Genomic DNA, 25259 nt, shown 5'->3' with positions numbered 1-25259 from the left:
GTAGTTCTCACAGGGCACGAACCCACGAGCGAAGGAAAACATCATGAACGCACCGATCACCACCGTCACCGGCGAGCGCGCGGATCTCCTCCAGAGCCTGCGTCGGCATCGTGAATTCCTTCTCTTCACCGTCAAGGACCTCACCGACGAGCAGGCCGCTTCGAGGCCGACCGTGAGTGAACTGTGCCTCGGCGGATTGATCAAGCATGTGGGTCAGGCGGAAAAGGGATGGGTCGACTTCATTCTGGAAGGGCCGGCCGGACTTGGTGGGGACTTCGACCCGACCCAGTGGTCGGAAGAGATGCAACAGGAACGGGCGAACGAATTCGCGATGGTCGAGGATGAAACCTTGGCAGGCATCGTTTCCGAGTACGAGGGGATCGCGGCCAGGACCGACGAGTTGGTGGCCTCGCTGGACAGCCTCGACATCTCGCATCCACTGCCGTCGGCGCCGTGGTTCGAAGCGGGAGCTCGCTGGTCAGCGCGGCGCGCATTGCTGCACATCATCGCCGAGACGGCCCAGCATGCGGGCCACGCGGACATGCTTCGCGAAGCCATCGACGGTTCCAAGACGATGGGTTGATGGATGGATTGATCCACCGGGATGTTTACACATCACACAAATATGTAACACTAGTGTCTATGAGCACCGAAAAGTCTGCCTTGCAACCGCCGATGCAGTGGGACGCCTGGGGCGATCCGGCCAAGAAGCGTGAACTGTCGGACGCAGTCACATCATTGTTGACCGGATTTCTCGGTGTCTCCGCACCGACTCGATCGCGTCTCGCCATCGAAGACGTCCAGGTGGCTCCGTCCGCTATGGCCCAGTCGCATGTCGAAGCGCTGTCCGGGCTGGTCGGGGCCGAGTACGTCAGTACCAAGGATTCCGATCGAATCCTTCGGGCCGGTGGCAAGAGCACCCCGGATCTGCTTCGCCGTCGTAGCGTCGAGCCGCAGGACGCACCGGACGCAGTCGTCACTCCAGGGACAGACGCAGAGGTCGAGCAGGTTCTCCGATACTGCTCTGCCAACCGGATCGCAGTGGTCCCGTTCGGTGGTGGCACCAGCGTCGTCGGCGGGCTCGATCCCATTCGTGACGGGTTCGACGCAGTTCTTTCTCTCGATCTGCGCAGGTTCGATCAGCTTGTCGGGTTGGACGAGGAATCGGGCATTGCGACGTTCGGCGGCGGAACTACCGGCCCACGGGCCGAGGAGCTTCTGCGTGAGCACGGTTTCTCGGTCGGGCACTTCCCGCAGAGCTTCCTGTTCGCCACTCTGGGCGGGTTTGCCGCAACCCGGTCTTCGGGGCAGGCGTCGGCTGGATACGGGCGCTTCGAGGACATGGTCCAGGGCCTCACTGTTGTCACTCCGAGTGGTGTGATCGAGACCGGGCGTGCGCCGGCATCTGCCGCAGGCCCCGATCTGGGTGAGCTCTTTGTCGGCTCCGAGGGCACCTTCGGCGTCATCACGCACGTGCGTGTGCGGGTTCACCGTCTGCCCGAGACCACCGTGCGCGAAGGGTGGAGCTTCCCCGACTTCGCCACCGGCGCAGCCGCATTGCGTGAGCTGGTCCAGGAAGGATCGGCTCCGACAGTATTGCGGTTGTCCGACGAGGCCGAGAGTGGCGTGAATCTGGCGACCACCGACAAGATCGGCGAGAACGCCTTCACCGGTGGTTGCCTCGGCATCACTACCTACGAGGGCACCGCTTCGCACACCGCTGAACGGATGGCGGAGGCCCGCGCAATTCTCACCGCTCACGGCGGCACGTCGCTCGGTGAGGAGCCCGGAAACAGCTGGGAACACGGGCGATTCGATGCGCCGTATCTGCGTGACGCTCTGCTCGACGTCGGCGCACTGTGCGAAACCCTCGAGACGGCAACCACCTGGGGTAACCTCGCGAACCTGCGCTCCTCGGTCACCGAGGCGCTGACCAAGGCTCTCGTCGAGCAGGGGACTCAGCCGCTCGTGATGTGCCACATTTCGCACACCTACAAGACCGGTGCTTCGCTGTACTTCACCGTGGTCAGCGCGCAGACCGAGGATCCGATCGCTCAGTGGCACAAGGCGAAAACTGCCGCTGGCGATGCGATCATCGCCGCCGGTGGCACGATCACCCATCACCACGCTGTCGGCGCCGATCACCGCCCATGGATGAAGGACGAGATCGGTGAACTGGGCGCGAACATCCTTCGCGCAGTGAAGAATGCAGTGGACCCTGCCGGCATCCTCAATCCTGGAAAGCTGATTCCGTGACCGAAACCCGCAGTCAGATCGAGAAGGTTACCGTCCTGATCAATCCGATGGCGGGACATGGTCACGCGCCTGCGGCAGGACGCAAAGGTGTTGCGCGACTGCGCGCTCGGGGAGTTGCCGTCACCGAGATCATCGGAACCGACGCCGACGACGCCAAGAAATTGGCCCGTCGTGCGATCGAAGACGGTACCGACGCGCTGGTGGTGGTCGGCGGTGACGGTGCCATCAGCATCGGACTGCAGGCTGCCGCGTTGACCGAGACGCCCATCGGGCTCATTCCGGCAGGCACCGGCAACGATCACGCCCGTGAGTTCGGCATTCCCACAGGCGATCCCGAAGCAGCCGCCGATGTGATCGCCGACGGCGTCGTGCAGCAGTCCGACCTGGCGAAGATCACGCTGGCCGACGGTTCCGTCGTCTGGTCGGGAACGATCATCGCGAGCGGATTCGATTCGCTGGTCAGTGAACGGGCCAATCGGATGTCGTGGCCCAAGGGACCGATGCGCTACAACTTGGCGATGCTCGCCGAGTTGGCGAAGATGAAGCCGCTGCCGTACCGGATCGAACTCGACGACGAGGTCATCACGGTGGACGCGACGCTCGTGGCTGTCGGCAACGGCCGCTCGTACGGTGGCGGCATGCTCATCACTCCGGGCGCGTCGAAGTCTGATGGGTTGCTGGATCTGACCGTCGTCGGGCACGGTTCGAGGTTGCGTCTGGTGCGCCTGTTTCCGCGGGTGTACAAGGGAACTCACGTCTCCTTGGATGCGGTGCAGACGTATCGGTCGAAGAAGGTGCGGTTGGTCTCCGAGGGCATCATCGCCTACGCGGACGGCGATCGGGTGGGGCCGTTGCCCATCACGATCGAGGCAGTTCCCACGGCGCTCAACATCTTGACGCACACTCGGATCTGAGTCGGTTCTGCCGGGCACTAGGTAGCGGTGGTGTCAGACTTCTCGGATGAACGAATCGACGAAGTCGGCGCACCGCCGCGCTGCGTGGACGTTGGAGAAATGGCAGCTAGCCATCGACATCCCGTTGACCGCTGCGGCCTGCCTGTTCTTGGTGGCGTACGCGTACCAAGTGCTGGCGCAACCGACGGGCCTTCCACATCGTCTGACCGAATGGACGATGTGGGCTGCGTGGGTCGTTTTTGCCGTCGACTACGCAGTTCGCCTGTGGTTGGCACCTGCCCGCGGTCGCTGGTTCGTCAGGCATCTCTTGGACTTGGCGATGGTGGTGTTGCCCATGCTGCGTCCGCTGCGCCTACTTCGGTTGGTCACACTGCTTGCGATAGTTCACCGCTCGAGCGGGCAAAGCTTGCGTGGACGGGTGGTTATTTACGCCACTGGTGCCACGGCCTTGCTGATCGGTGTCGCGGCGCTGGCCATGCTCGATGCCGAGCGTCACGCGCAGGGCGCTGCCATCACGTCGTACGGAACGGCATTGTGGTGGGCGATGGAGACGGTCACGACCGTCGGTTACGGAGACATGGCGCCCGTTACCACGACCGGGCGCATGATCGCCGGAGCATTGATGATCGGCGGAATTGCGTTGCTGGGCATCGTGACTGCCACACTCGCTTCCTGGTTGGTCGATCGCGTGGCGGAACAGGACGAGGCATCCCAGGCCGCGACGCGTAAGCAGGTGGCGGACCTGTCCGAGGAAGTCCGAGCCTTGGCCACCCGCACGCACCGAGTCGATCTCGCGTCCGTCGATATCGATTCGCTGCGTCGCGAACTGGCGTCGAGGGGAGTCGTGGCGCAGCATGCACCTTCGGACAATTGACCCGCAGTACAGCAAACAATAGAACGATGGTCTGATAATCTTGCGTGATGGTGGCGACCCACGGATTTCAGCGCGCGCGCAGGCCTGAGCAGATCGAAGCGCGTCGGTGCGCGATTCTCGATGCGGCCCGCGCGATGCTCGGGTCCAGGCCCGTCGCCGACATCAGCCTGCGTGAGCTCAGTGAGAGCGTCGGACTGGCGAAGTCGAACGTGCTTCGCTACTTCGACAGTCGCGAAGCCATCTTTCTCGAAGTGCTCGACGAGAACTGGGTTGCGTGGTTGGACGGGTTGTCCGAGTCGTTGACCCCGACCGGTGACGACTCGCCGTTCGCCACTGAAATCCATGTGGCATCGACGGTTGCGGAATCGCTTGTCGCACAGCGTTTACTGTGTGAGTTGATGAGCGTCATGGCAGGTGTCCTCGAAAGAAACATCTCCGTCGACTTCGCCCGTGACTTCAAGAAGCGGGCAACGGTCAACTCGGGAAGGTTTGCGTCGCTGATTCATTCGCAATTGCCTCACCTCTCGGAGGGCGACGCGGCTCAATTCGCCAAGGTAACCCTGGTGATTGTTGCAGGCTTGTGGCCGACTGCCGAGCCTGCCGAATCCATGGTCGTCGTACTGAACGAGATGCAGGCGCCCCCTGCTGCCGACATGTTCGCAACCGGCCTACGTGAAGGTCTGATCAATCAGCTCGTCGGGCTGTCGGCGCGAGCGGCAACCCGAACGAGCTGAGCCCGTTCAGGCGCTGTGCAGCGTCAGGACGGTGATCTCGCTCGGTGCGAACACGCGGAATGGGGGACCCCAGAACCCGGTTCCGCGGCTTGTGTACAACTGCGTGCGGTCGCCGTGACGGGTGAGCCCGTGCACCGACGGTTGATCGAGTTTGACCAGAAGGTTGAACGGCCAGATCTGTCCGCCGTGGGTATGACCGGCGAGCTGCAGATCCACTCCCGCGGAAGCGGACTGAGTTACCTGCTTCGGTTGATGGGCGAGCATCAGGATCGGCAAATCGGGGTCGGTGCCGGCAAGGGCCATATCGAAGTTCGCGCCGTGACCGTCGAGCTTCGATCCCAGAGCGGTGGCGTCGTCGACTCCGGCGATGACCAGGTTGTCGCCGCCCTTGGTGACGACGAGGTGCCGGTTGTGCAGGGCATCCCAGCCGATCGAGGTCATGTAGTCGAGCCACTCCTGAGCCTCGTGGAAGTACTCGTGATTCCCGGTGACGTAGACACGAGCGAGTCTGGCTTCCACCGACGCGAGTGGGGTGGCTTGGCCGAGGCGCTGCTCCACTGTTCCGTCGGCAATGTCGCCGACGTGGGCCACGATGTCGGCGTCGAGTTCGTTGACTGCCGCGATCACGCGCTCGGACCACTTCTCGCGATTGATCGGGCCGAAATGGGTGTCGGTAATTGCGACTACCCGAAGCTTGTCCATTCCCGCTCCGAGGCGAGGGATGGTGACGTCGACGTGCTTGATCCGTGGCAGTCTCATGGCTTCCCGATAGCCCCAGATCAGCAGAACGGCCGAGGTGATCAGTGCCGCAACGGCGACGATTCTCGATCGAAGCGGGTCATCCACGCCGCCGACGAGCAATCCGAGCCTCAGGACTTCACCGAGCAGGGTCCACACGAACACGACCCAGATGATTCCGAGGAGGGCGTCGCCGACCAGGCGAACTGGATCGCGGTCAGTGTGTCCGTGGCTGAGCATCATGGTGGCAGGCAGGGTGATCAGGAGGGCGGCAAATAGAACGGTGCCGAAAACTGCCACCGCTGTCGGCCAGTCCGGCCGGACGAACAAGCTCCACCACGGGTACACGAACAACAGAGCCAAGATCGACGCGACAATCGCGGATATGGCAACGATCCGCAACGGTCTGCGGCGCGGAACTCGAGCGACGTCGGTCGCCTGGGGTGTAGTCACCCCGTCCAGAGTAAAGGTCCACTGGTCTATTAACAAGGGGACGGTGGTCCGCTATCGGAATGTCGGTGTTCTCGGATAGGTTTCCGAACGTTGAAACTCGGCCAGTGATCAGGTGGGTGGCGCATGGAGAAGTACGACGTCAAGAAGGCATACAAGGATCTCTATTCCCCCGGGCGCCGCGATTTTGCCCTCGTGACCGTCCCGCGCTTCGGCTACTTCGCCGTCGACGGTCACGGTGATCCCAACACTGCCACCGAGTACTCCGAGGCGCTCGAAGCGCTGTATTCGGTGTCCTACGCGACCAAATTCGCGAGCAAGAAGGAACTGGATCGCGACTTCGTCGTGGGCCCGCTGGAAGGGTTGTGGCGGGCAGATGACCCCGAGGTGTTCGTGACGCGGGACAAGTCGTCGTGGGATTGGACGATGATGATCTCGCAACCGGAGTGGATCACGGAGACGGAACTGTCTGCGTCGATTGACGCAGTCCGGGCCAAGGCAGTGCGGGCCAAGAAGGAGATTGCCGCTCTCGACAAGGTCAGGTTTCTCGAGTTGGAGGAAGGTCTGTCCGTCCAGATTCTTCACGTCGGCTCGTACGACGACGAAGCCCCCACCCTGGACCGGCTGCACAACACGTTCATCCCGTCGAACGGCCTGAGCTTCAACGGCGATCATCATGAGATCTATCTCAGCGACGCTCGCCGTACACCGCCCGAGAAACTGAAGACGGTTCTGCGTCAGCCTGTTTCGAGGTAGCAATCAGGGCTCGAGGCCGCGCAGCTTCTCGAGGTCGCGTCGCTCGCGTTTGGTCGGTCTGCCGGCGCCACGATCACGTCGCGGAATGGACGCGATCAGTTCGGGCGGTGGAGGGGGCGGCGAATTGTCCTGCAGGCAATCGGCGGCCAGCACGGCGCTGACTCGCTTCGCGATCGGCTTGACCACGACGACGATGCGCTCGATGCCGGATACACGCACCCGCACCTCGTCGCCGGCTTTCACCTGCTGAGCCGCCTTTGCCGACGTTCCGTTGACCCGAACGTGTCCCGATCGGCAGGCGGTCGCCGCCTGCGAGCGTGTCTTGAACAGCCGAACCGCCCACGTCCAGCTGTCCACACGAACACTGATCGCGTCGGAAGGGAGATGAGCTGGCACGCACTCCAGCCTACCGACGAGTGCTCACAGACCCTGCGCGCGGATGCCCGAGTAGGCGCGCGGTGCATACCGCAGTCGTAACGGCAGCAGATGCCAGAACCGATCCGTCAATGTCAGGAAGCGGGCGAACCAGAAGTACATCCGTTCGTCGCGTGGCGTCCATTCCCATTCAAGGGTCTTGCGCGCCTTCTCCGGCATCAGTGCCTTGCCGATCCAGTTCGCCACGGCCATCGTGGGGCGAGAGCTAAGACGCCACAGCCACGTCGGAACCTTCGGAGCCGGTGCGATGTCGTGCTCGGCGATGCGCGTCGACCATTTTGTGGTGTGGGTGTTGATCAGGTGGTTGTCGAGCATGTCTTCCCAGTACGTGCGGAAGCTGGCGTAGTCGTCGAAAGCCGGTCGGTCGGTGAGTCCGTAACAGCGCCACCAGGTTACGGCCTCACGGACAAGCTGGTCCTTCTGCTCCGCCGTGAACTTCTTATACGCGAATCGCTCGTTGAAATCGAGTATCACCTCGAAGAACGTGACGTGTGTCCACCAGAAAGTGTCAGGAGCGAGGGCGTGGTAACGCCCGCCGGTTTCGTCGATTCCTTTGAGATCGGTGTGGAAGTTGCGAACGAGCGTGCCTGTGCCCTCTTCGGTCCGGTCGTACACGACGCCGTAGATGGGCGGCAGTGAGCGGAACAGGCGGTCGAGCGGGTTGTCGAAAAAATTCGAATGATCCTGCAGCGCTCCACTTACCGCGGGATGCATGTTCTGCAGCGTGCCTGCGCGTCCGAGATACAGCAGACCGCGAACGTCGCCGAAGTGTGTCCACGTCAGGGAACCGGGGCCGATCGGATCTGCTCGCAGGGCCCGGGGCGCTGCCAGTTCCCGGGGCTTCGGCCGACGAGTACCTGTGTCCGCATCGCTGCTCATCTGGTTGACCCTCCGCCTGCGTTCATGTGACAACGGTTGTTGTCAAATGATGACTTTTGCTGCGCCGCGCGAATTTGTCAATGGATTCGGCTAGATCTGCCCGAAAACAACTCCGGCCCCTCACCTGCAACAGGTGAGGGGCCGGAAGAGTGAAGCGGTCAGACTCAGGCGTATTCGTAGAAGCCGCGACCGGTCTTCTTGCCGAGGCGACCGGCGTCGACCATGCGGCGAAGCAGCGCCGGCGGAGCGTAGTGCGGTTCTGCGAATTCCGCGTACAGGGACTCTGCCGCTGCGAGGGCAATGTCGAGACCGACGGTGTCGAGCAGCGTCAGCGGGCCCATCGGGTAGCCGCAGCCGCCCTTCATGGCCTCGTCGATGTCTTCTGCTGTGGCGTAGCCGGATTCGAGCATCCGGACAGCCTGGCACAGGTACGGGATGAGCAGAGCGTTGACGATGAAGCCCGAACGGTCGCCCGCGCGAACCGTCTTCTTGCGCAAGGTGTTCTTGGCGTAGTCGGTGACGGCGAGAACGGTCTCTTCGGACGTCGTCAGGCTGACCACGATCTCCACGAGCGGCATGACCGGCACGGGGTTGAAGAAGTGAACGCCGACAACCTGGCCGGGGCGCGAGGTGGCCTTGGCGATCTTGATGACGGGGATCGACGAGGTGTTGGTCGCCAGAATGCCTGCAGGCTTGACGATCTTGTCGAGCTTGCCGAAGATCTCGTACTTGAGAGCTTCGATCTCGGGAGCAGCTTCGATCACCAGATCGCGATCGGCGAACTCTTCCATGTCCAAGGTGACGCGGACGCGTGCGATCGCGGCGTCGGCTTCTTCCTGGGTGATCTTGCCCTTGGCGACGCCGCGGTTGATCGACTTGGCGATCCGTTCGCGAGCAGCGGCGGCAAATTCTTCTTTGGTTTCGAGCACCAGTACCGAGCTACCGGCTTTTGCACAAACTTCGGCAATGCCGGCACCCATGGTGCCGCCGCCGATTACGCCTACGAGTTCCACAATTCTCCTCAAAATTAGGGGCAAGCCCCTGTGCGCCGTTCCGGTAGTCAGAACTACCAGAAAGGCGCACAGGGGCGCGAAGTGCCTTACTTCAACAGCGCACGCGACATCACGACGCGCTGAATCTGGTTGGTGCCTTCGTAGATCTGCGTGATCTTGGCGTCGCGCATCATGCGCTCGACCGGGAAGTCGGTGGTGTAGCCGGCGCCACCGAACAGCTGCACGGCGTCGGTGGTGACCTCCATGGCAACGTCCGAAGCGAAGCACTTCGCCGCAGCGGAGATGAAGCCGAGGTTCTTCTCGCCGCGCTCGGCGCGTGCTGCGGAGGTGTAAACCATCAGACGTGCGGCTTCGACCTTCATCGCCATGTCCGCGAGCATGAACTGAACAGCCTGGAAGTCGCTGATGGACTTGCCGAACTGCTTGCGATCCTTGGTGTATGCCAGAGCCGCGTCGAGTGCGCCCTGGGCCAGGCCGACAGCCTGAGCACCGATGGTGGGACGCGTGTGGTCGAGGGTCTCGAGTGCCGTCTTGAAGCCGGTGCCCGGTTCGCCGATGATGCGGTCGCCGGGGATGCGGCAGTTCTCGAAGTACAGCTCAGCGGTGGGGGAGCCCTTGATGCCGAGCTTCTTTTCCTTCGGTCCGACGACAAAGCCCTCGTCGTCCTTGTGGACCATGAAGGAGGAGATGCCGTTTGCGCCCTTGTCGGGATCGGTGACAGCCATGACGGTGTACCAGGTGGACTTGCCGCCGTTGGTGATCCAGCACTTGGAGCCGTTGAGGATCCAGTCGTCGCCGTCAGCCTTTGCGCGGGTACGCATCGAAGCGGCGTCGGATCCGGCTTCACGCTCGGACAGTGCGTACGACGCCATTCCGCCGTTGACGAGGTCCGGGAGCACCTTGGACTTGAGCTCTTCGGAACCCTTGAGGATCAGGCCCATGGTGCCGAGCTTGTTCACAGCGGGGATCAGCGAGGAGGATCCACAGACGCGGGCGACTTCCTCGATGACGATGCAGGTGGCGACGGAATCGGCGCCCTGGCCGTCGTAAGCCTCGGGAACGTGGATGGCGTTGAAGCCGGACGCGTTGAGAGCGGTGAGCGCTTCCTCGGGGAAACGTGCGTTCTCGTCGACGTCCTTGGCGTACGGCGCGATTTCCTTCTCGGAGAGTCCGCGGATAGCAGCCCGCAGTTCGTCGTGCTCTTCGTTCAGTGCGAAGAGATTGAAATCCGGGTTTCCTGCCATGGGAACGCTCCTTGGTGAAGGTGGCTTGAAGGCGGTCGGTGCGGCTCCGGCGTTACCAGCGAGATTCGCGGACAGACCGGTGCCCATGACCCCAGTCAAACACGGCACTGAGTGCCAGGTCAAGGGATGGGTGTGTGAAGTTTCGGTGCACGAGCAGTGTCAGCCGAGTTGTTCGTGGATTTTTCTGCTGATCTCATCAGCGGACGTGCCCGGGGGAAAGGCTACTACCAGCACGGACTTCGATTCTGGCGTGCTGGTCTTGGACCCGGGTGCCACGCCGTACGTCCGCCGAACGTCGAGCAATGCCTGACTTAGTGCGTCAGCTGTGGCGTCCTCGTCGCCTTTGATCATGCTTCGCAAGAGGTAGTTGTGGCACGCGGTGACAGCTGCGGCAAAACCGACAACCTCGAGGACAGGTTCGCGGGGCACAGCGCTGCGCAGGTAGTCGACGAAGAGGCGCTCGTAGCGGAATCCGGTGACGAGTTCGCGGTCGCGAAGAGCCGGAACATGCTGTACGACGCGGTATCGCCGCATCGACAGGTCTCGGTTCCTGCGGAAGAAATCGAAGACCAGTCCCGCGGCCTCGCACACGGACGCCCAGGGGTCGGCGGAATCGGACGCGAGGAACTCTGCGACGTGTTCGAGGAGGGACTCGTGATCGGCGAAGATCACGTCTTCCTTGGAGCGGAACTGCCGGAAGAACGTCCGACGCGACACACCGGCGGCAGCGGCGATCTGCTCGACGGTGGTGGCTTCGTACCCGTTCTCCGAGAACAACCGGATCGCTTGAGACGCGACGTGTACCCGAAACTGTGCGGGGTCAGTTCCGGGTACATCGGAGCGCTCGGTCATGGATGCAAGTATCCAGGTTTCGTCGGCGTCAGTTGTCGGCGCGTAGCTGGAACTTGAGAACCTTGCCGGTGGGGGTGCGAGGAAGGTCGAGCGGGAAGACGATGTCGCGGGGAACCTTGTACCCGGCCAGCAAAGTGCGGGTGTGCTCGACGATGTCTTCGGCGGATGCCTGTAATCCCTTGCCCAGCACCACGAATGCCTTCGGGCGCTCGCCCCACTTCTCGTCCGGAACGCCGACGACTGCCACGTCGATCACCGCGGGGTGACTCATGATCGCCTGCTCCACCTCGACGGTGGAGATGTTCTCGCCGCCGGAGATGATGATGTCCTTCGCGCGGTCCTTGAGCTGGATGTATCCGTCGGGATGCATGACGCCGAGGTCGCCGGAATGGAACCAACCACCGGCAAATGCTTCGGCTGTCGCGGCCTCGTCGCGGTAGTATCCGAGCATCACGTTGTTGCCGCGGAGCACGATCTCACCCATGGTCTGGCCGTCGGCGGGGACGTCGTTCATCTCGGCATCGACAACGCGAGCATTTTCGGCCTGCACCATGCCGACTCCCTGACGCGAGAGAAGTGCGGCGCGCTCGGACTGCGGCTTGTCGTCCCAGGCTTCCTGGTATTCGCAGATCGTGTAGGGGCCGTATACCTCGGTGAGGCCGTAGACGTGAACGACGGTGACACCGATGTCTTCGAGTTTTCCGATGATCGTCGGTGACGGGGGAGCGCCGGCGGTGGTGATGCGCAAGGCGTCGACCTTGTGGGCCTGGTCTGCGTCGGCGATGGTGGAGCAGACGGTAGGAGCGCCGCACAGATGTGTCACGCCCAGATTGTCGATGGCGTCCCAGATCGCATCGGCGCGGACCGCGCGCAGGCAGATATGTGTGCCCGCGGCCTGAGTGACGGCCCACGGCGTGCACCACCCGTTGCAGTGGAACATCGGCAGTGTCCACAGATACTTCGTCGCTCCGTCGAAGCCGTTGTGGAATGTCTCGCCGAGCGAGTTCAGGTACGCCCCGCGGTGGGAGTACATGACGCCCTTGGGTTTTCCGGTGGTACCCGAGGTGTAGTTGATGGCGATGCACTGCTGCTCGTCGTCGACGCCCCAGTGCAGTGGCTGATCGGAGAGAGCTTCGCCTTCGGCAATCAGATCGGCGTACTGCCCGGTGACGATTCCGGTGGGAACGTCCGGATAGGGGACGGTGGAGTCCGGGATCTCGACGATCTCACGCAGGCTCCCCACGTTTGCCTTGGACGAGGTGACCGAACCGACGAATTCGGAGTCCACGAACAGGATCGTGGTTCCCGAGTGATCGAGAATGTATTCGAGTTCGGGACCGGCGAGGCGTGAGTTCAGGGCGATCAGGACCCCGCCGGCGAGGGGGACGGCAAAATGCGCGAACAGCATCTCGGGTACGTTCGGCGCCAGGTATGCAACGCGGTCACCGGGCTGAATGCGTTCACGCAGGACGCGGGCCAGAGCCGCGACCTCGTCACCGAACTCTCGGTACGAGTAGGTCCGGTCGCCGTGAACGACGGCGGTGCGCTCGGGGAACACCGCGGCGCTGCGCTCGAGAAAGCGCAGCGGACTGAGCGGGGTGTTGTTGGCTGCAACAGCTGTCGGGACAGACACGGTTCCTCCGAAGGCGACGTGGCACGGTTGGTGTCACGATAAGTGTGATCGGCACTACAAACGGCCTGGATGCACGCTATTGCCCAGCCAAAGGTGCCGCTACCCTCTGAATTGGGTACGTGGAGGTGAGAGTGAGCAGGGTACTGAGACCGAGCGACGACGACGCGTTGCGCGCCGAACTGCGTCGGCTGCACCCCAAAACCGAGTTGCCGGTTCTGTTCGGCGGCTGCGTCAGCGACCGGTCGCTGACCATCACCGGTCACGTCGGCACGCGCAGCAACATCCTGCGAAACCTGCGGATCGACGCCGAATGCGGACTCGGCGGTCGGGCGATCGCAGAACAACGACCGGGCGCGGTCCAGGACTACGCGAACTCGTCGCACATCACTCACGACTACGACTATGAAGTGGGTACCGAAGCGATTGAATCCTTGATGGCAGTCCCGATCGTCGTACGCGGGGTTACTCGCGGAGCGATCTACGGAGGACTGCGTGCCAACCTGCCGATCGGCGACGTGATCGCAGAGACGATGATGCGATCGTCGTACGCGTTGGCCCGCGAATTCGAGATTCGCGACGAAGTGGATCGTCGGGTGGCGATGCTCGATACCGCTGCGGTGGAACATGGTTCGAACCGCGATGCCCAGATATCCGAAGGGCTGACCGAGAGCGTCCTGGCGCTCGGTGAGATCGCGGCGAACCTCGAGGACATGGCTCTCAGCGCGCAGGTCCTCGCGGTCGAGGCAAAGTTGCGGGCGTTGGCGTCGCCGAAACCTTCCGCGAACACTCCAGTCGCGAACACCGTTGTCCTGTCGCCACGCGAGCGGGAGGTGATGGGGTACGTCGCTCTCGGACTGCGCAATGCCGAGATCGCCGAGAGGTTGTCCCTGAGCGTCGAAACGATCAAGACGTACATGAGGAATCTGATGGGAAAACTCGACGTCCGCAGTCGTCACGAAGCGGTCGTGGAAGCGCGGCGGCAAGGTTTGATTCTGTGAGGGCTTGATTCTCTGAGCGGTCCCGCCAAGCGGAATTTCGGAACTGCGTCGCCACTCCGGTTGATATGACGGACCTCACTATCGGCAGAGTTCGACACGAGTGATGAGGGCATCGATGCAGGATTTGTTCGACAACAACGACATGACCGGCCTGGCCGAAGCGATCAAGAGCGGCGACGTCTCCGCCAAGGAAGTCCTCGAGTTCAGTCTGGACAGGCTCGACGAGCGCAACCCGGCAGTCAACGCGGTGATCAGTGAGCGCCGAGAGGAAGCGCGCAACGAGGTATCAGGCGGCCTGCCGGATGGTCCACTGCAGGGCGTCCCGTTCGTGATCAAAGACCTCGGCATGGACGTCGCAGGATTGCCGAGCACCAATGGATCTCGATTGTTCGCCGACGCTGTGGCAGAAAAAGATTCGACGCTCGTCGAGCGCTACCGCCAGGCTGGTCTGGTTGTCATCGGCAAGACGAACACCCCGGAGTTCGGCAAGAACGCGAGTACCGAACCTGCGCTGTTCGGACCCACCCGTAACCCTTACGCCCTTGATCGTTCGCCCGGCGGATCTTCGGGTGGCACGGCTGTAGCTGTTGCCGTCGGGATCGTGCCAGGCGGGCATGCCAGCGACGGTGGTGGATCGATCCGTATTCCCGCATCGGCCTGCGGCCTGGTAGGCCTCAAGCCGAGCCGAGGACGTACTCCGACGGCACCGGCGCGCACGCTCTTCTCGTCGCCGATGAGTGTTCATCACGCGCTCACCCGAAGTGTCCGCGACACTGCGCTGCTTCTCGATCTGTCCGCCGGGCCGACAGTGGGCGATCCTTACGTGATCCTGGCGCCGAAGCGGCCGTACATCGAGGAAGTGGGTGCCGATCCCGGACGGTTGCGGATCGGTCTGAGTAACGCTCTTCCTGACGGCACACCGGTGGACCCGGAGTGCTCGGCCGTCGCGACCGGTGTTGCCGGCCTGCTCGAAGAACTCGGTCACGATGTCACCGAGAGTGCCCCGAACTTTCCGCTCGATGCGCTCACTGCCGGGCTGTCGGTGTTGATGGGCATTCCGATGACGATCGAGGTCGACGAACGACTCGACGCCCTGAACCGCGCGATCCGCGACGACGACCTCGAGCCGATGGCGCGGATGATCTACGACCGCGCGAAGTCCGAAAGTGCGACGAACGTCGTCAAGGCGTTGCAGGAACTCGAGCGGGCCGCCCAGGTGATCGGTGCGTTCTTTGTCGATCACGACCTGTTGCTGGCTCCGACGATGGCTCGGCCGGCAGCTCCGCTCGGTCTGCTCGATACGGCGAATCCTATGTCGATCTGGGAGCATTCGGCCGGGTACAGCGGCTTGACCAGTCCGTTCAACAGTTCAGGTCAGCCGGCGATTTCCTTGCCGATGGGTCATGACTCGGCCGGCGTTCCGATCGGCGTGCAGTTGGTCGGCGCGTTCGGCCGTGAAGATCTGCTGATTCAGGTTGCGTCGCAGCTCGAAACAGCCCGTCCGTGGTCCATTGCGCCGGTGTGGCCGCCGGTCCCGGCGTAGCGCGCGGTCGTCCGAGCCGGGGAGGACGTCAGGCGATGATGCGAATCGGCCACTGGCCGTTCACATCTGCCACGTCCCTCCCTTGGCTGAGAAGGTACTCGGCGAAATCGCGTTGCCGCTCGGCGTGCCAATCGGCTTGATCGACCATGAGATCGAGCCCCAGGATGTCGGGGAACCGCACGGCCAACTCGCGGGCCAACGCTGCCGCAGCTTTGGCATCGGCCTCGGCTTCGTGCGCCGACTCCAATGAAATTCCGTAGTGCTCGCACACGGCCGCAAGCGTTCGCTTGCCCTTGCGGAACGTATCCATCGCCCGATCGATCACGTACGGATCGATCACCAACCCCGGAACGAATGCAGGCTTGCCGATGCGCAGACCCTCGGCATGCATGACCGTCAGATCATAGGAGGCATTGAACGCCACCACGGCGTGATCGCGCGCCCAGGAATTGTGCAGAGCCTCGCGAATCTCTTCGTAGCCCTCGGAATAATCCTGGCCGTGTTGCGCCGCGAACTCGGTGCTGATGCCGTGAACAGCCGAGGCGCCGGCGGGGATGTCGACGCCGGGATCGAGTAGCCACGTGCGTGTTTCGACACTCGAACCGTCGATCACCGCGACGCAGGCACTGACGATACGAGCGGTCGACGGATCCCGCCCCGTGGTCTCGAGGTCGAACGCGCAGATCGGGCGATCGGACCAGCTACTCATCGGGGGCCTTTCGGTGCAGAACGTCATGTCCGAATCACTATGCACCCCCCTACCGACACAAACGACGAACAGCCACCTCCGGGGTGAAGGTGGAGGTGGCTGCTGCGTAACTGTGTGACGGACCTACAGAATCTCGGTTCCGACCGTGAAGCGATCCATGACGTCTTCGCGCGGAGTCACACCGAAGCCCGGTCCCTGCGGCACGGCGATGTGGCCGTCCTCGATGACAAAAGGTTCGGTGATGTCTTCCTTGTAGAAGCGATCGGACGCCGAGATGTCGCCGGGCAGCGTGAATCCGTCCAGCGCCGCGAGGGCTGCGTTGGCGGCGCGGCCGATTCCGGTCTCGAGCATTCCGCCGCACCACACCGCAATACCGTGTGCCGAGGCGAGATCGTGGATGCGCTTGGCTTCCAGATATCCACCGACACGGCTCGGCTTGATGTTGATGACCGAAGCGGCACCGAGCGTGATGGCATCCGCCGCATCCTTGGCCGACTCGACCGACTCGTCGAGGCAGATCGGAGTCGAAAGGGACTGGGCGAGCTTGGCGTGCTGCACCAAATCGTCCTCGGCCAGCGGCTGTTCGATGAGGAGCAGTGCGAATTCGTCCAGGCGACGGAGCAACTGCGCGTCGACGAGGGTGTACGCGGCGTTCGCGTCGACCTGCAGAGGAACGTCGTAGCCGAACTCCTTGCGCACCGCAGCCACGGGAGCGATGTCCCAGCCCGGCTTGATCTTCAGCTTGATTCGCACGTAACCCTGCGACAGATAGTTGCCGACGGTCTCGAGCAGTTGAGGGATGCTGTCCTGGATGCCGACGGACACTCCCGAGGGAACTCGCGTGCGAGTGGCACCGAGGTGCCGAGCGAAAGACTGTCCGCGAGCGCGCAATTCAGCATCGAGAATTGCCATTTCGATAGCCGACTTCGACATCTGGTGACCCACGATGTGGTGAAGTACGCTGCCGACCGTCTCGGCGGTGAGCGGTTGATCCGACTGCGACTTACGTAGCGTCGGAACAAGATACTCGCGAAGCATCGCCCGCGCACCAGCGGTGTATTCGGAGTTGTAGTACGGATCGCTGAGCGAGCCGCACTCGCCCCAGCCGACGGTCTCCACCGGACCGTTGGGGCCGTCGGTGGTGCCGCTCACTTTCAGGACGAGGGTGTTGCGCTCGAGCTGGGTGCTGAATGACGTGGTGAAGGGGGAGACGAGAGGGATGCGCAGTTCGCGCAATTCGACGGACTCAATGTGCATGGACTTGCTCTTCTCCGGTTGTCTCGCAGATTTTCGTGAACATGTAATAGCCGCTGGGGTCGAAGCCGGTCGATTGCCATTCCTTCGAGGCGATCAGTGGTTCGAGGTACTCGCGAAGCGCGTGTCGCCAGGCAAAGGCAGAGGCGCGGTCGACTGTTCTCAGATGCTCGATGTCTCTGGGTATTCCGACTGCGATATCGACGCAGTCGGGTGGGATCGGGAGCATTCGAGGCGTACCGTCTTCGGTGGGTTGAAGCACCTTGAATGTATCATTCACGGCCACAGTAGAACTCGGAGATCCACCGACGTCGAGGTCCCAACTGACGAGCATACGATCGCTGGCGTCGCCTGCATTGATTCCGTCTGCCATCGACCCGTAGAAATCCGGGTTGTATTCGGCCGGTTCGGCTCCGAGACGCTGAATGTTGAAATAGGCATTTCGTGCGACCAGTGGATCGAAGGTCCACCGGATCGTCTTGACGCCGCGCTCGATGCACCAGTCTCGCTGATGATGCTTGAGGGCGCGGCCGATTCCCTTGCCTGCGTGTCCCGGTAGTACTCCGGCGATGTGTGAGTGCAGAACCTCGCCGAGAGGCTCGACGAAGAATCCGACGCAACCACCGATCATTTCGCCTTCGGAAAAGGCTCCCACCACGTAGTGACCACCGTGGTGAAGCGCAACCAACATCGCAGTGCCGAAATGAGCCGGTCCGGGACTGGTAGCCCAGATCTCGTCGAAAACGGCGGATAGATCGGCTATTTCGCGGGTATCGACCAGTTCTCGAAACTCAACCGCTTTGCTTTTCGACACGAGGGCCCCCTTCAGACGTGATCGAACGAATAAGGCCCGCAACCAACGCCGTCCTCGGAGCGATTGCGGACACGAGCGCATGCTCGGTCTCGGCGTGTGCACCGCCGCCGACGCCACCGAGGCCGTCGAGGGTGGGGATACCGATACCGGCAGTGAAGTTTCCGTCCGAGGCTCCGCCTACGGCGAGGCCGACGGGCGGAGTCAGATCATGCTCGAGCGCAACGCGTTCCGCCAACGCCAGCAACGGTGCGGACATCGTCCCTTCGAGAGGTGGACGGTTGACACCACCCGAGACCGTGACTACGGCTTCGGGGTGGATTGCCTGCAGGGCTCGGATATTCGCATCGACGCGCTCCTGCTCGGCGGCGCTGGTTGCGCGCACGTCCACGTCGACGAAGGCTTCTGCCGGAACGGTGTTGGTTGTGGTTCCGGCTGAAATGACAGTCGGGGTGACGGTGGTTGCCTGTGCCGGCGAGGACAAGTCGTTGATCGCGATCACGAGACGAGCCAGTTCTACTGCAGCGTTGATGCCTTTTTCCGGCTCCAGCCCGGCGTGGGCGGCGCGACCGGCAACATGGATCCGATACAGCGACACTCCCTTGCGGACAGTCTTCAGTTCGCCACCGTCACCGCCGGCCTCGAGAACCAGTACCGCGCCTGCCGCAAGTTCCTCGATGAGGGACCGCGACGTGGGTGAACCGATTTCTTCGTCACCGGTCACGAGGAGTGTGATTCCGTCGAGTGCATCGTCGCCGTGCAGCTCCCGGACGATAGCGAGGGCGTGGATTGCCTGAACGACACCAAGTTTCATGTCGAGTCCGCCCGGACCTCGGAGCGCTCCGTCGGTGACGGCTGCGGGCAGGCGTGTCAGGGTGCCGATCGGCCACACGGTGTCATGATGACCGAGCAGCATCAGCCGCGTCGGTGAGCTGCCGAAACGGGTCACCAGATGGGTACGGCCTTCCGTCACTATCGACTCCGGTGTCACGCCGAGTCGTTCGTGGACAAGGTCTGACGTCCACTTCGCGCTGCGGGCAACAGCTTCGAGATCGTGTGACGGCGACTCGACTTCGATGAGCGCGATGGCGTCCTCGAGGATCTGAGGAAGTTGGCGCTCGGCCAGATCGCGGAGAATGGTCATCGGTTGTTCACTCGCGGATACGCGCGGCTTCCGACGTGTAGCAATTGTGTACTCCCGTTGTCGGAGAAAGTGATCCGGATCCAACCCGCTGATTGAGGTAGTTGGGTCGCGAATACTCCAGGGTGAACTTCGATCAGGCTGATAGAGACGGACTCTGCGCTTTCGGCGGTGACCGAAGGGTCGATGTGATCGGTGCGGCGGGCGGTCAGGGAACCGCCGGTCCTTTCCAAGACGAAATCGGCTGCGGCATCGCGGTACAGGCCGCACAGCGCATCGAGTTCTTCAGGTGAGGACGTGACGCGGGTGTGGGGGTCACCAGGCGAGAATGCCGGTGTCACACTGACGCCGCCTATGGAACCGATTACTTCAGCCAGAAGATCGCCGGAGAGAGCGTCCATTGCTCCACCGTTGGCCATCAGGACCACGGCTAGACCGCACGACGGCACCACTCGCAAGAACGACTGCTGGCCGAGAGTTCCGCCATTGTGGCCATGAGCCAGTACCCCGCCCCAATTATGCAGCAGCCACGTGGTTCCCATGATGTCCGCTGACGACACGTCACCGATCTGGCGGCGCTCCTCGAGCATCGCCAGATGGGTGGACCGCTGAAGCAGAATCGGATCCTCGCGCATCGAATCCTGCGCGAACAGAAGAAGGTCCTCGGCGGTGCTGTTGATGAGACCGGCGGGGCCCATCGAGCGAGGGATGAGGAATTGTGGTGTCTGCTCGAGGTCGTCGGCAGCGCCGACGTGCCCGACTGCAGCGCGGTGCAGTGCCGTCTCCTCAGGCAGGGTCGTGGTTTTGGTCAGGCCGAGCGGTTCGATGATCCGCTCGCGCAGAACCGCGTCCCAACTCTTACCTCGGAGAACCTCGATGATTCGTCCGGCGATCACGAAGCCGGTGTTGCAGTACGACCAATCGGTGCCGGGGGCGAAGAGCTGCACCGTTGATTTCAGTGATGCGACGTATCGCTCGACGCAGTCGTCGCCGCGCCCGCCGTCGATGAAAACGTCACCGTCGATGCCACTGGTGTGAGTCAACAGGTGGCGAGTCGTGACCGTTTCGGTGGCTACCGCGTCGGCAACTGCGAAGTCCGGCAGGATGTTCCGGACAGGTGAGTCGAGATCCAGCAATCCTTCTTCGACGAGCTGCATGATCAGGGTGGCCGTCCAGACCTTGCTGATCGAACCCATCTGGAACAGCGTGTCGGGCGTAGCCGCGACGCCGGTGCGGGTACTGACGACACCAGACGTGACCACGGTGCGGGAGAATCCGCTGCGGGTTGTGGTCAGAATTCCCAGTGAGGCGCCGGGCACCCCGTACTTCGCACTCAGGGTGTCGAGTCGGTACTGCCAGTAGTCGGGATCGACCGTGGTCAGTGCGGGCTTGGAGGAGAGGTGCCGTTCGATCCAGTCGACGAGACGAGTGCTGTACTCCAGTCGGTGGGACGGCCGACCCGTCAACACGAAGGCATGTGACGCGTCCGGGAAAACCACCAACTCGGTCGGGGTGCCGGCCAAACGCAGTCCACCGAACCACTGTTCGGCCTGGTTGACCGGGCAACGGACGTCGCTGCCGCCGTGAAGGATCAGCGTCGGTGTCGTCACCTGGGAGACTCGCCCCAGCGGCGAAAGTTCCTGTACCCGAGATGACTGCGGGTCGAATTCGACCGTCTGCAGCAAGATGCCCTCGTCTGAGGGGCCGGCCGTGTTCGCGATGTCGCAAACGAGACCACCGGCGACTGCGACGGCAAACCGATCGGTGACGGACGTCAGGGCGCACGTCATGAATCCGCCGTAGCTGTAGCCCGTGAGTACCAGTTGCTTCGGATCGGCCATCCCCTCGGCGACAAGGGTTTCGACCGGTTCGAGCAGGTCGGCACGATCCGCCTCACCCCAGCCGTCCCGCACACCGTCGAAGAAGTCGTTTCCGTAGCCGTCACTTCCGCGCGGATTGATCATCAAGACCGTGAATCCCAGCGCGACCAGTTCCGCGTGGTATGCGTGCATCACGGTCGGCGTTCCGGTCCAGGCATTGTGTGGTCCGCCGTGGACGTCCAGAACCAGCGGACCGGCGCCCGTGACGTTCGGGTCGCGCAGGATCCAACCCTGAACACGGGTGCCGTCGCTGATGTCGAACCAACGCTCGGAGGCGACTGGAAACGCGACGGAAGTTGTCAGTTCCGTGTTCAGTTCGGTGACCGTTTCGACTGCACGAGTCTCGAGGTCGATGACGGCGACCTCGCCGAAGGATGTCGCCGTTGCCAGCGCGACGACGGCTCGCCCGGACGTCAGGGCAAGGCCTGAGACCACTGTCCGCTCGCCGGTGAGAAGTGGTGAGACGGAGCCTGATCCGAAATCGACCTTGTGCAGTTCGGTGGAGCCGTGGTTGCGGATGCAGAAGACGATGTCGCCGTCGGCGGTGAAACTCGGTGCGCCACCGGGATAACCGGTTCCGCCCGGCATGACGTTTCGGTCGAGTCCGGACGTCAGGCTGCGGTCTTCCACTCGCTGGTCGCGGTGCAGGACAAGAAGTTCGTTGTTGTGAATGATCGGTGTGTGCCAACCGACGGCTACGACCGCGTCGCCGGCAGGTGTCCATGCAAGTGGTCCTGCGATGCCGCGTGCGTGCCCCAACATCCGCGGAGCGGAGGCGAGATCAGTCAGCGATACGGTCCAGGCGGAACTCGCCCGCGTCAGATCGGCGTCGCCGTCCATCGCCGCGGTGAAAGCCAGTTCGGTGCCGTCGGGACTGTACGCGGGATGCGAAGCGTCCCAATCGCCGTCCGTCAGCTGCCGAAGCGAGCCGGCGGCCAGATCGAACTCGAACAAGTGCGCCCGAACGCTGCCCCGGACACCGGATCCGTCGACCTTGTAGTTGAGGCGCTTCGCCACCAAGAGGCATGACGATCCGGCGGCAGTGCGGTCGACGGGGGCGCTGAAGGCGATCCGAGCGCCGTCAGGAGAGAACACCGGTGCCCCCGCGCCGAGCGGGAGCTGCGCCGTGGTGGTCAGCTGTGTTGCCGGACCCCCGGTGGCGTCGACCTTCCACAGTTGTGGTGTGCCCGAGGAATCCGGCCGAACGAAGACCAACAGCGTCGAAACGGGATGCCAAGCCGGCGAGGTGTCGGCAGGTCCCGCGGTGAGCTGTAGTTGCGGGGAAGCCAACCAGATCGAGTGCTCGTTGGTATCCGCAGCCGGATTCGATTCGGTACGTACGTATGCAATGCGTCCCGACGCCGATACGGCGATGCTGGTCGGTGTAACCACGGACGCGTAATCCTGGATTCTCGCCGAACGACGTTCTTCGGCACGGGCTACGGCAGCGGGGGAGTCGAGAGTGGTCGGCGTTGTCATTGGAACATCGGCTCCCCGAATGTCGGGATCGCGGACAACAGCTTTGCCGTGTACGGCTCCTTGGGCGAATCGATCACGTCGAGAACCGGCCCGTGCTCGACGATCTCGCCGCCGAGCATGACTGCGACGTGGTCACAGACGTAGCGGATCACCGCCAGGTTGTGACTGACGAACAGAACCGTCAGACCAAGCTGCTTCTGCAGATCCACCAACAGATTCAGAACCGCGCCCTGCACGGACACGTCCAGAGCGGAGGTGATTTCGTCGGCAAGCAGAACTGCCGGTGCGGCTGCCAAAGCCCGCGCGAGGGCAACGCGTTGGCGCTGACCACCCGACAACGACGATGGGTATTCGTGCGCCTTCTCCACCGGCAGTTGGACGGTGGTGAGGAGTCGAGCGACCTCGGCGGCGCGGTCGCCGCGGCTGCGCCGAGCTTTGTCACGACGCTCGGTGGACCGCAGCGCCTCGGCGAGTGACTGGCCGATGGTCATTCGCGGGTCGAGGCACGAGTACGGATCTTGGAAGACCATCTGGATCCGGTGGCGCAGACGAGCCGTCGCGCCGCGGGCGTGAGCGACGTCCACACCGTCGAGAAGGATCTGGCCGGAACTGGGCTCGGCCAGGCCGACAGTTGCTCGCGCCAGTGTCGACTTTCCGGAACCCGATTCACCGACGAGACCGACCACCGATCCGGAGGGGATGTCGAGATTGATGTTCTTGACGGCGTGGAATTTTTTCGAACCGCTACCGAGGTGGACGTTGACGTCACGGAATTCGAGTCTGCTCATCGGATCTCCTCTGCAACAGCCAACAGTTCTTCCAACTCGATGTCGGCGGTGCTCTCCTCGGCGTCGAGGCTCTCCACCTGCCAGGCTTCGTCGACGGTGGCAAGCGGCTTGTCGCGATCGGTGCTCATGGTGGGGACCGCGGCGATCAGCGCGCGGGTGTACGGATGCTTTGCACGGCCGGCAATCAGATCGTCGACTGCGATGTCTTCGACGATTTCGCCGGCAAACATGACGAGGACACGGGTGCACATGCCGGTGATGACGGCCATGTCGTGCGAGATGAGAAGGATTGCGGCGCCGGTTTCTTCGCGAACCTCGTGGAGCAGCCCGAGGACCTCACGCTGAACGGTCACGTCGAGCGCAGTGGTGGGTTCGTCCGCGATGATCAGAGCGGGCTTACCCATCAGACCCATGGCGATCATCGCGCGCTGACGCATACCGCCGGAGAACTCGTGGGGGTACTGCTTCGCACGCCTGGGCGCGTCGGGGATCTTGACGGCGTTCAGTCGCTCGACTGCCGCCTTCTTCGCGTCGGCCTTGCTCATACCTTCGTGGAGCCAACCGATCTCGGCGACCTGGTATCCGACCTTGAGAGACGGATTCATGGACGACATCGGATCCTGGAACACCATCGCCATACGTGTGCCGAGTTGGCGGGCAACCTTGCGCGAAGCCGCGTCGTCCGGCCGCTTGCCGTCCTTCATCAGCACGGTGCCGTCGAACTCGATGAGCCCGGCGTCGACCACGGTGGGGTGGTCGGTCAGCTGCGCGATTGCCATGCAACTCAGTGACTTTCCGGACCCGGATTCACCGACGATGCCCACGGTTTCGCCGCGGTGAACTGTAAAACTGATGTTGTCGACGGGGCGACGCCAGTCGTCACCCGCGGGGACTGCGACGGACATGTTGCGGACGGTCAGTACCGCGTCTTCGTCGGTGGGCGCCGAATCGGCCTGGGCAGTTTTCCGGTTGATCGGCTTCCACTTCGGCAGGCGACTGCTGATCGGGCTGCGAACTCCCGCGCCGCGAGCAATGGCCTCGCCGAGCAGCGTGAAGGTCAAGCCGGCGAGCACGACGGCGATGCCGGGGGCGAGTGCGGTGGCCGGGTTGACGAAGATCTTCGACAGACCTTCGTTGAGCATCCGGCCCCAGTCGAATGCAGGCGGCTGAATGCCCAAGCCGAGGAACGAGAGTCCGGCGAAGACCACGAGGCCGCTGCCGACAGCGATGCTGGCATTGACGATGAGTGGTTCACGGATATTGGGGAGAATGTGGCGGAACAGCAGCCCCGGCTTGGTAACCCCGAGGATGCGTGCTGCGTCGATGAAGTCGCGTCCGTTGACCGACGAAGCCAGTGCGTACGTCAACCTCGCGAACGGCGAGGCCAGGGCGAGACCGATGGCGATCACCGCGCTGCCAGCACCCTGTCCGAGAACGACCAACAGGAAGATCGCGAGGAGCAGTCCGGGGAATGCGATGGCGAAGTTGAGGAATGCCACGACCATTCGTCCGACCCAGCGGGGAGCGAGCGTCGGGAGCGTACCGAGTATCAGGCCAATTGTGACACCGAGTGCGACGGCTCCGAGAGCCATGAGCACCGACAGTCTCGCGGCGGTCATCGTGCGGGCGAAGACGTCACGCCCGCCGGCGTCGGTGCCGAAGATGTGCTCGGAACTCGGTCCCTGAGAGAGTGCCTTCGGGTTGGCTGCGACAGCGGCGTCACCCCAGATCATCGGTCCGAAGATGACGAGGGCGATCAGAGCGGTCAGGAAGGTGAGGGCCAGGATTCCCAATGGGGTGCGGAACGTTCCGACGATCCAGTGTCGTCGCGGGGGCGTCTTGGGGGCCGCAGTGGGGGCCGTAGGTGAGGTGCTCAAC

General features: G+C 63.0%; 22 protein-coding genes. 8 read left to right on the top strand and 14 right to left on the bottom strand.

Going from position 1 to position 25259, the window contains the following annotated elements; genetic code table 11:
* Positions 1-43 precede the first annotated feature (43 nt).
* The 5 genes from RhoBH5_RS24320 to RhoBH5_RS24300 all read left to right on the top strand — a co-directional run bounded on the left by RhoBH5_RS24320 (position 44) and on the right by RhoBH5_RS24300 (position 4778).
* The gene (locus RhoBH5_RS24320) at positions 44-583 is read left to right on the top strand and encodes a DinB family protein (RefSeq protein WP_003940638.1); all 540 of its coding nucleotides are present in this window, start codon (positions 44-46) and stop codon (positions 581-583) included.
* A gap of 92 nt (positions 584-675) precedes the next feature.
* Positions 676-2256: an FAD-binding oxidoreductase gene (locus RhoBH5_RS24315; RefSeq protein ID WP_042452763.1), complete on the top strand. Its 1581-nt coding sequence runs from the start codon at positions 676-678 to the stop codon at positions 2254-2256.
* Positions 2253-3170 carry a diacylglycerol kinase gene (locus RhoBH5_RS24310; protein WP_149357924.1) on the top strand — a complete coding sequence of 306 codons (918 nt, stop codon included), beginning with the start codon at positions 2253-2255 and terminating at the stop codon, positions 3168-3170. Before RhoBH5_RS24315 ends, RhoBH5_RS24310 begins: the two co-directional genes overlap by 4 nt.
* Positions 3171-3216: 46 nt before the next feature.
* Entirely contained in the window at positions 3217-4044 is an 828-nt protein-coding gene (locus tag RhoBH5_RS24305; protein ID WP_228401308.1) for a potassium channel family protein, read from the top strand.
* A gap of 47 nt (positions 4045-4091) precedes the next feature.
* Positions 4092-4778 (top strand): TetR/AcrR family transcriptional regulator, encoded by a 687-nt coding sequence (locus RhoBH5_RS24300; RefSeq protein WP_007731351.1) that lies wholly within the window; start codon positions 4092-4094, stop codon positions 4776-4778.
* A 6-nt stretch (positions 4779-4784) separates the two neighbouring features.
* Here the strand turns inward: RhoBH5_RS24300 and RhoBH5_RS24295 are convergent, their stop codons facing one another.
* Positions 4785-5969: a metallophosphoesterase gene (locus RhoBH5_RS24295; RefSeq protein WP_030535164.1), complete on the bottom strand. Its 1185-nt coding sequence runs from the start codon at positions 5967-5969 to the stop codon at positions 4785-4787.
* Between the two features lie 123 nt (positions 5970-6092).
* On the opposite strand from RhoBH5_RS24295, the gene RhoBH5_RS24290 reads away from it, so the two are divergent.
* The gene (locus tag RhoBH5_RS24290) at positions 6093-6722 is read left to right on the top strand and encodes a GyrI-like domain-containing protein (RefSeq protein WP_007731353.1); all 630 of its coding nucleotides are present in this window, start codon (positions 6093-6095) and stop codon (positions 6720-6722) included.
* A 3-nt stretch (positions 6723-6725) separates the two neighbouring features.
* Here the strand turns inward: RhoBH5_RS24290 and RhoBH5_RS24285 are convergent, their stop codons facing one another.
* The 6 genes from RhoBH5_RS24285 to RhoBH5_RS24260 form a co-directional block, all read right to left on the bottom strand.
* On the bottom strand, positions 6726-7118 hold the full coding sequence (locus RhoBH5_RS24285; RefSeq protein WP_228401307.1) for an RNA-binding S4 domain-containing protein: 393 nt from the start codon (positions 7116-7118) through the stop codon (positions 6726-6728).
* A gap of 24 nt (positions 7119-7142) precedes the next feature.
* A complete protein-coding gene (locus tag RhoBH5_RS24280; protein WP_270008881.1) occupies positions 7143-8036 on the bottom strand; it encodes an oxygenase MpaB family protein in 894 nt (297 codons plus the stop codon).
* Positions 8037-8200: 164 nt separating this feature from the next.
* The gene (locus RhoBH5_RS24275; protein WP_003940434.1) at positions 8201-9049 is read right to left on the bottom strand and encodes a 3-hydroxybutyryl-CoA dehydrogenase; all 849 of its coding nucleotides are present in this window, start codon (positions 9047-9049) and stop codon (positions 8201-8203) included.
* A gap of 86 nt (positions 9050-9135) precedes the next feature.
* Positions 9136-10293 (bottom strand): acyl-CoA dehydrogenase, encoded by a 1158-nt coding sequence (locus tag RhoBH5_RS24270; RefSeq protein WP_003939784.1) that lies wholly within the window; start codon positions 10291-10293, stop codon positions 9136-9138.
* 159 nt (positions 10294-10452) lie between these two features.
* On the bottom strand, positions 10453-11145 hold the full coding sequence (locus tag RhoBH5_RS24265) for a TetR family transcriptional regulator (protein WP_003939674.1): 693 nt from the start codon (positions 11143-11145) through the stop codon (positions 10453-10455).
* Between the two features lie 28 nt (positions 11146-11173).
* A complete protein-coding gene (locus RhoBH5_RS24260) occupies positions 11174-12778 on the bottom strand; it encodes an acyl--CoA ligase family protein (protein ID WP_030535166.1) in 1605 nt (534 codons plus the stop codon).
* 131 nt (positions 12779-12909) lie between these two features.
* On the opposite strand from RhoBH5_RS24260, the gene RhoBH5_RS24255 reads away from it, so the two are divergent.
* The gene (locus RhoBH5_RS24255; protein ID WP_030535167.1) at positions 12910-13776 is read left to right on the top strand and encodes a helix-turn-helix transcriptional regulator; all 867 of its coding nucleotides are present in this window, start codon (positions 12910-12912) and stop codon (positions 13774-13776) included.
* Between the two features lie 115 nt (positions 13777-13891).
* Complete coding sequence (locus tag RhoBH5_RS24250) at positions 13892-15319, top strand: amidase (protein ID WP_151098208.1); 1428 nt, start codon at positions 13892-13894, stop codon at positions 15317-15319.
* A 28-nt stretch (positions 15320-15347) separates the two neighbouring features.
* On the opposite strand, the gene RhoBH5_RS24245 is transcribed toward RhoBH5_RS24250, so the two are convergent.
* From RhoBH5_RS24245 to RhoBH5_RS24215, 7 genes are all read right to left on the bottom strand, one after another.
* Positions 15348-16028 (bottom strand): 3'-5' exonuclease, encoded by a 681-nt coding sequence (locus RhoBH5_RS24245; RefSeq protein WP_003940028.1) that lies wholly within the window; start codon positions 16026-16028, stop codon positions 15348-15350.
* Positions 16029-16151: 123 nt separating this feature from the next.
* Positions 16152-17285 (bottom strand): o-succinylbenzoate synthase, encoded by a 1134-nt coding sequence (menC, locus tag RhoBH5_RS24240; protein ID WP_270008880.1) that lies wholly within the window; start codon positions 17283-17285, stop codon positions 16152-16154.
* Complete coding sequence (locus RhoBH5_RS24235; protein ID WP_030535170.1) at positions 17275-18096, bottom strand: GNAT family N-acetyltransferase; 822 nt, start codon at positions 18094-18096, stop codon at positions 17275-17277. The genes menC and RhoBH5_RS24235 overlap by 11 nt, the downstream gene beginning before the upstream one ends.
* Positions 18074-19237 (bottom strand): M20/M25/M40 family metallo-hydrolase, encoded by a 1164-nt coding sequence (locus tag RhoBH5_RS24230; RefSeq protein ID WP_003939777.1) that lies wholly within the window; start codon positions 19235-19237, stop codon positions 18074-18076. The genes RhoBH5_RS24235 and RhoBH5_RS24230 overlap by 23 nt, the downstream gene beginning before the upstream one ends.
* Positions 19234-22593: an alpha/beta fold hydrolase gene (locus RhoBH5_RS24225; protein ID WP_270008879.1), complete on the bottom strand. Its 3360-nt coding sequence runs from the start codon at positions 22591-22593 to the stop codon at positions 19234-19236. The genes RhoBH5_RS24230 and RhoBH5_RS24225 overlap by 4 nt, the downstream gene beginning before the upstream one ends.
* Positions 22590-23381 (bottom strand): ABC transporter ATP-binding protein, encoded by a 792-nt coding sequence (locus tag RhoBH5_RS24220; protein WP_003940215.1) that lies wholly within the window; start codon positions 23379-23381, stop codon positions 22590-22592. Before RhoBH5_RS24220 ends, RhoBH5_RS24225 begins: the two co-directional genes overlap by 4 nt.
* Positions 23378-25258 (bottom strand): dipeptide/oligopeptide/nickel ABC transporter permease/ATP-binding protein, encoded by a 1881-nt coding sequence (locus RhoBH5_RS24215; protein ID WP_225320135.1) that lies wholly within the window; start codon positions 25256-25258, stop codon positions 23378-23380. The genes RhoBH5_RS24220 and RhoBH5_RS24215 overlap by 4 nt, the downstream gene beginning before the upstream one ends.
* Between the last annotated feature and the right edge of the window lies 1 nt (position 25259).

This window comes from Rhodococcus sp. BH5 (assembly GCF_027583855.1).
GTDB lineage: Bacteria > Actinomycetota > Actinomycetes > Mycobacteriales > Mycobacteriaceae > Rhodococcus_F > Rhodococcus_F qingshengii.
The sequence above is the reverse complement of the archived record's forward strand: the minus strand, read 5'-3'. Positions and strand labels throughout refer to the sequence as shown.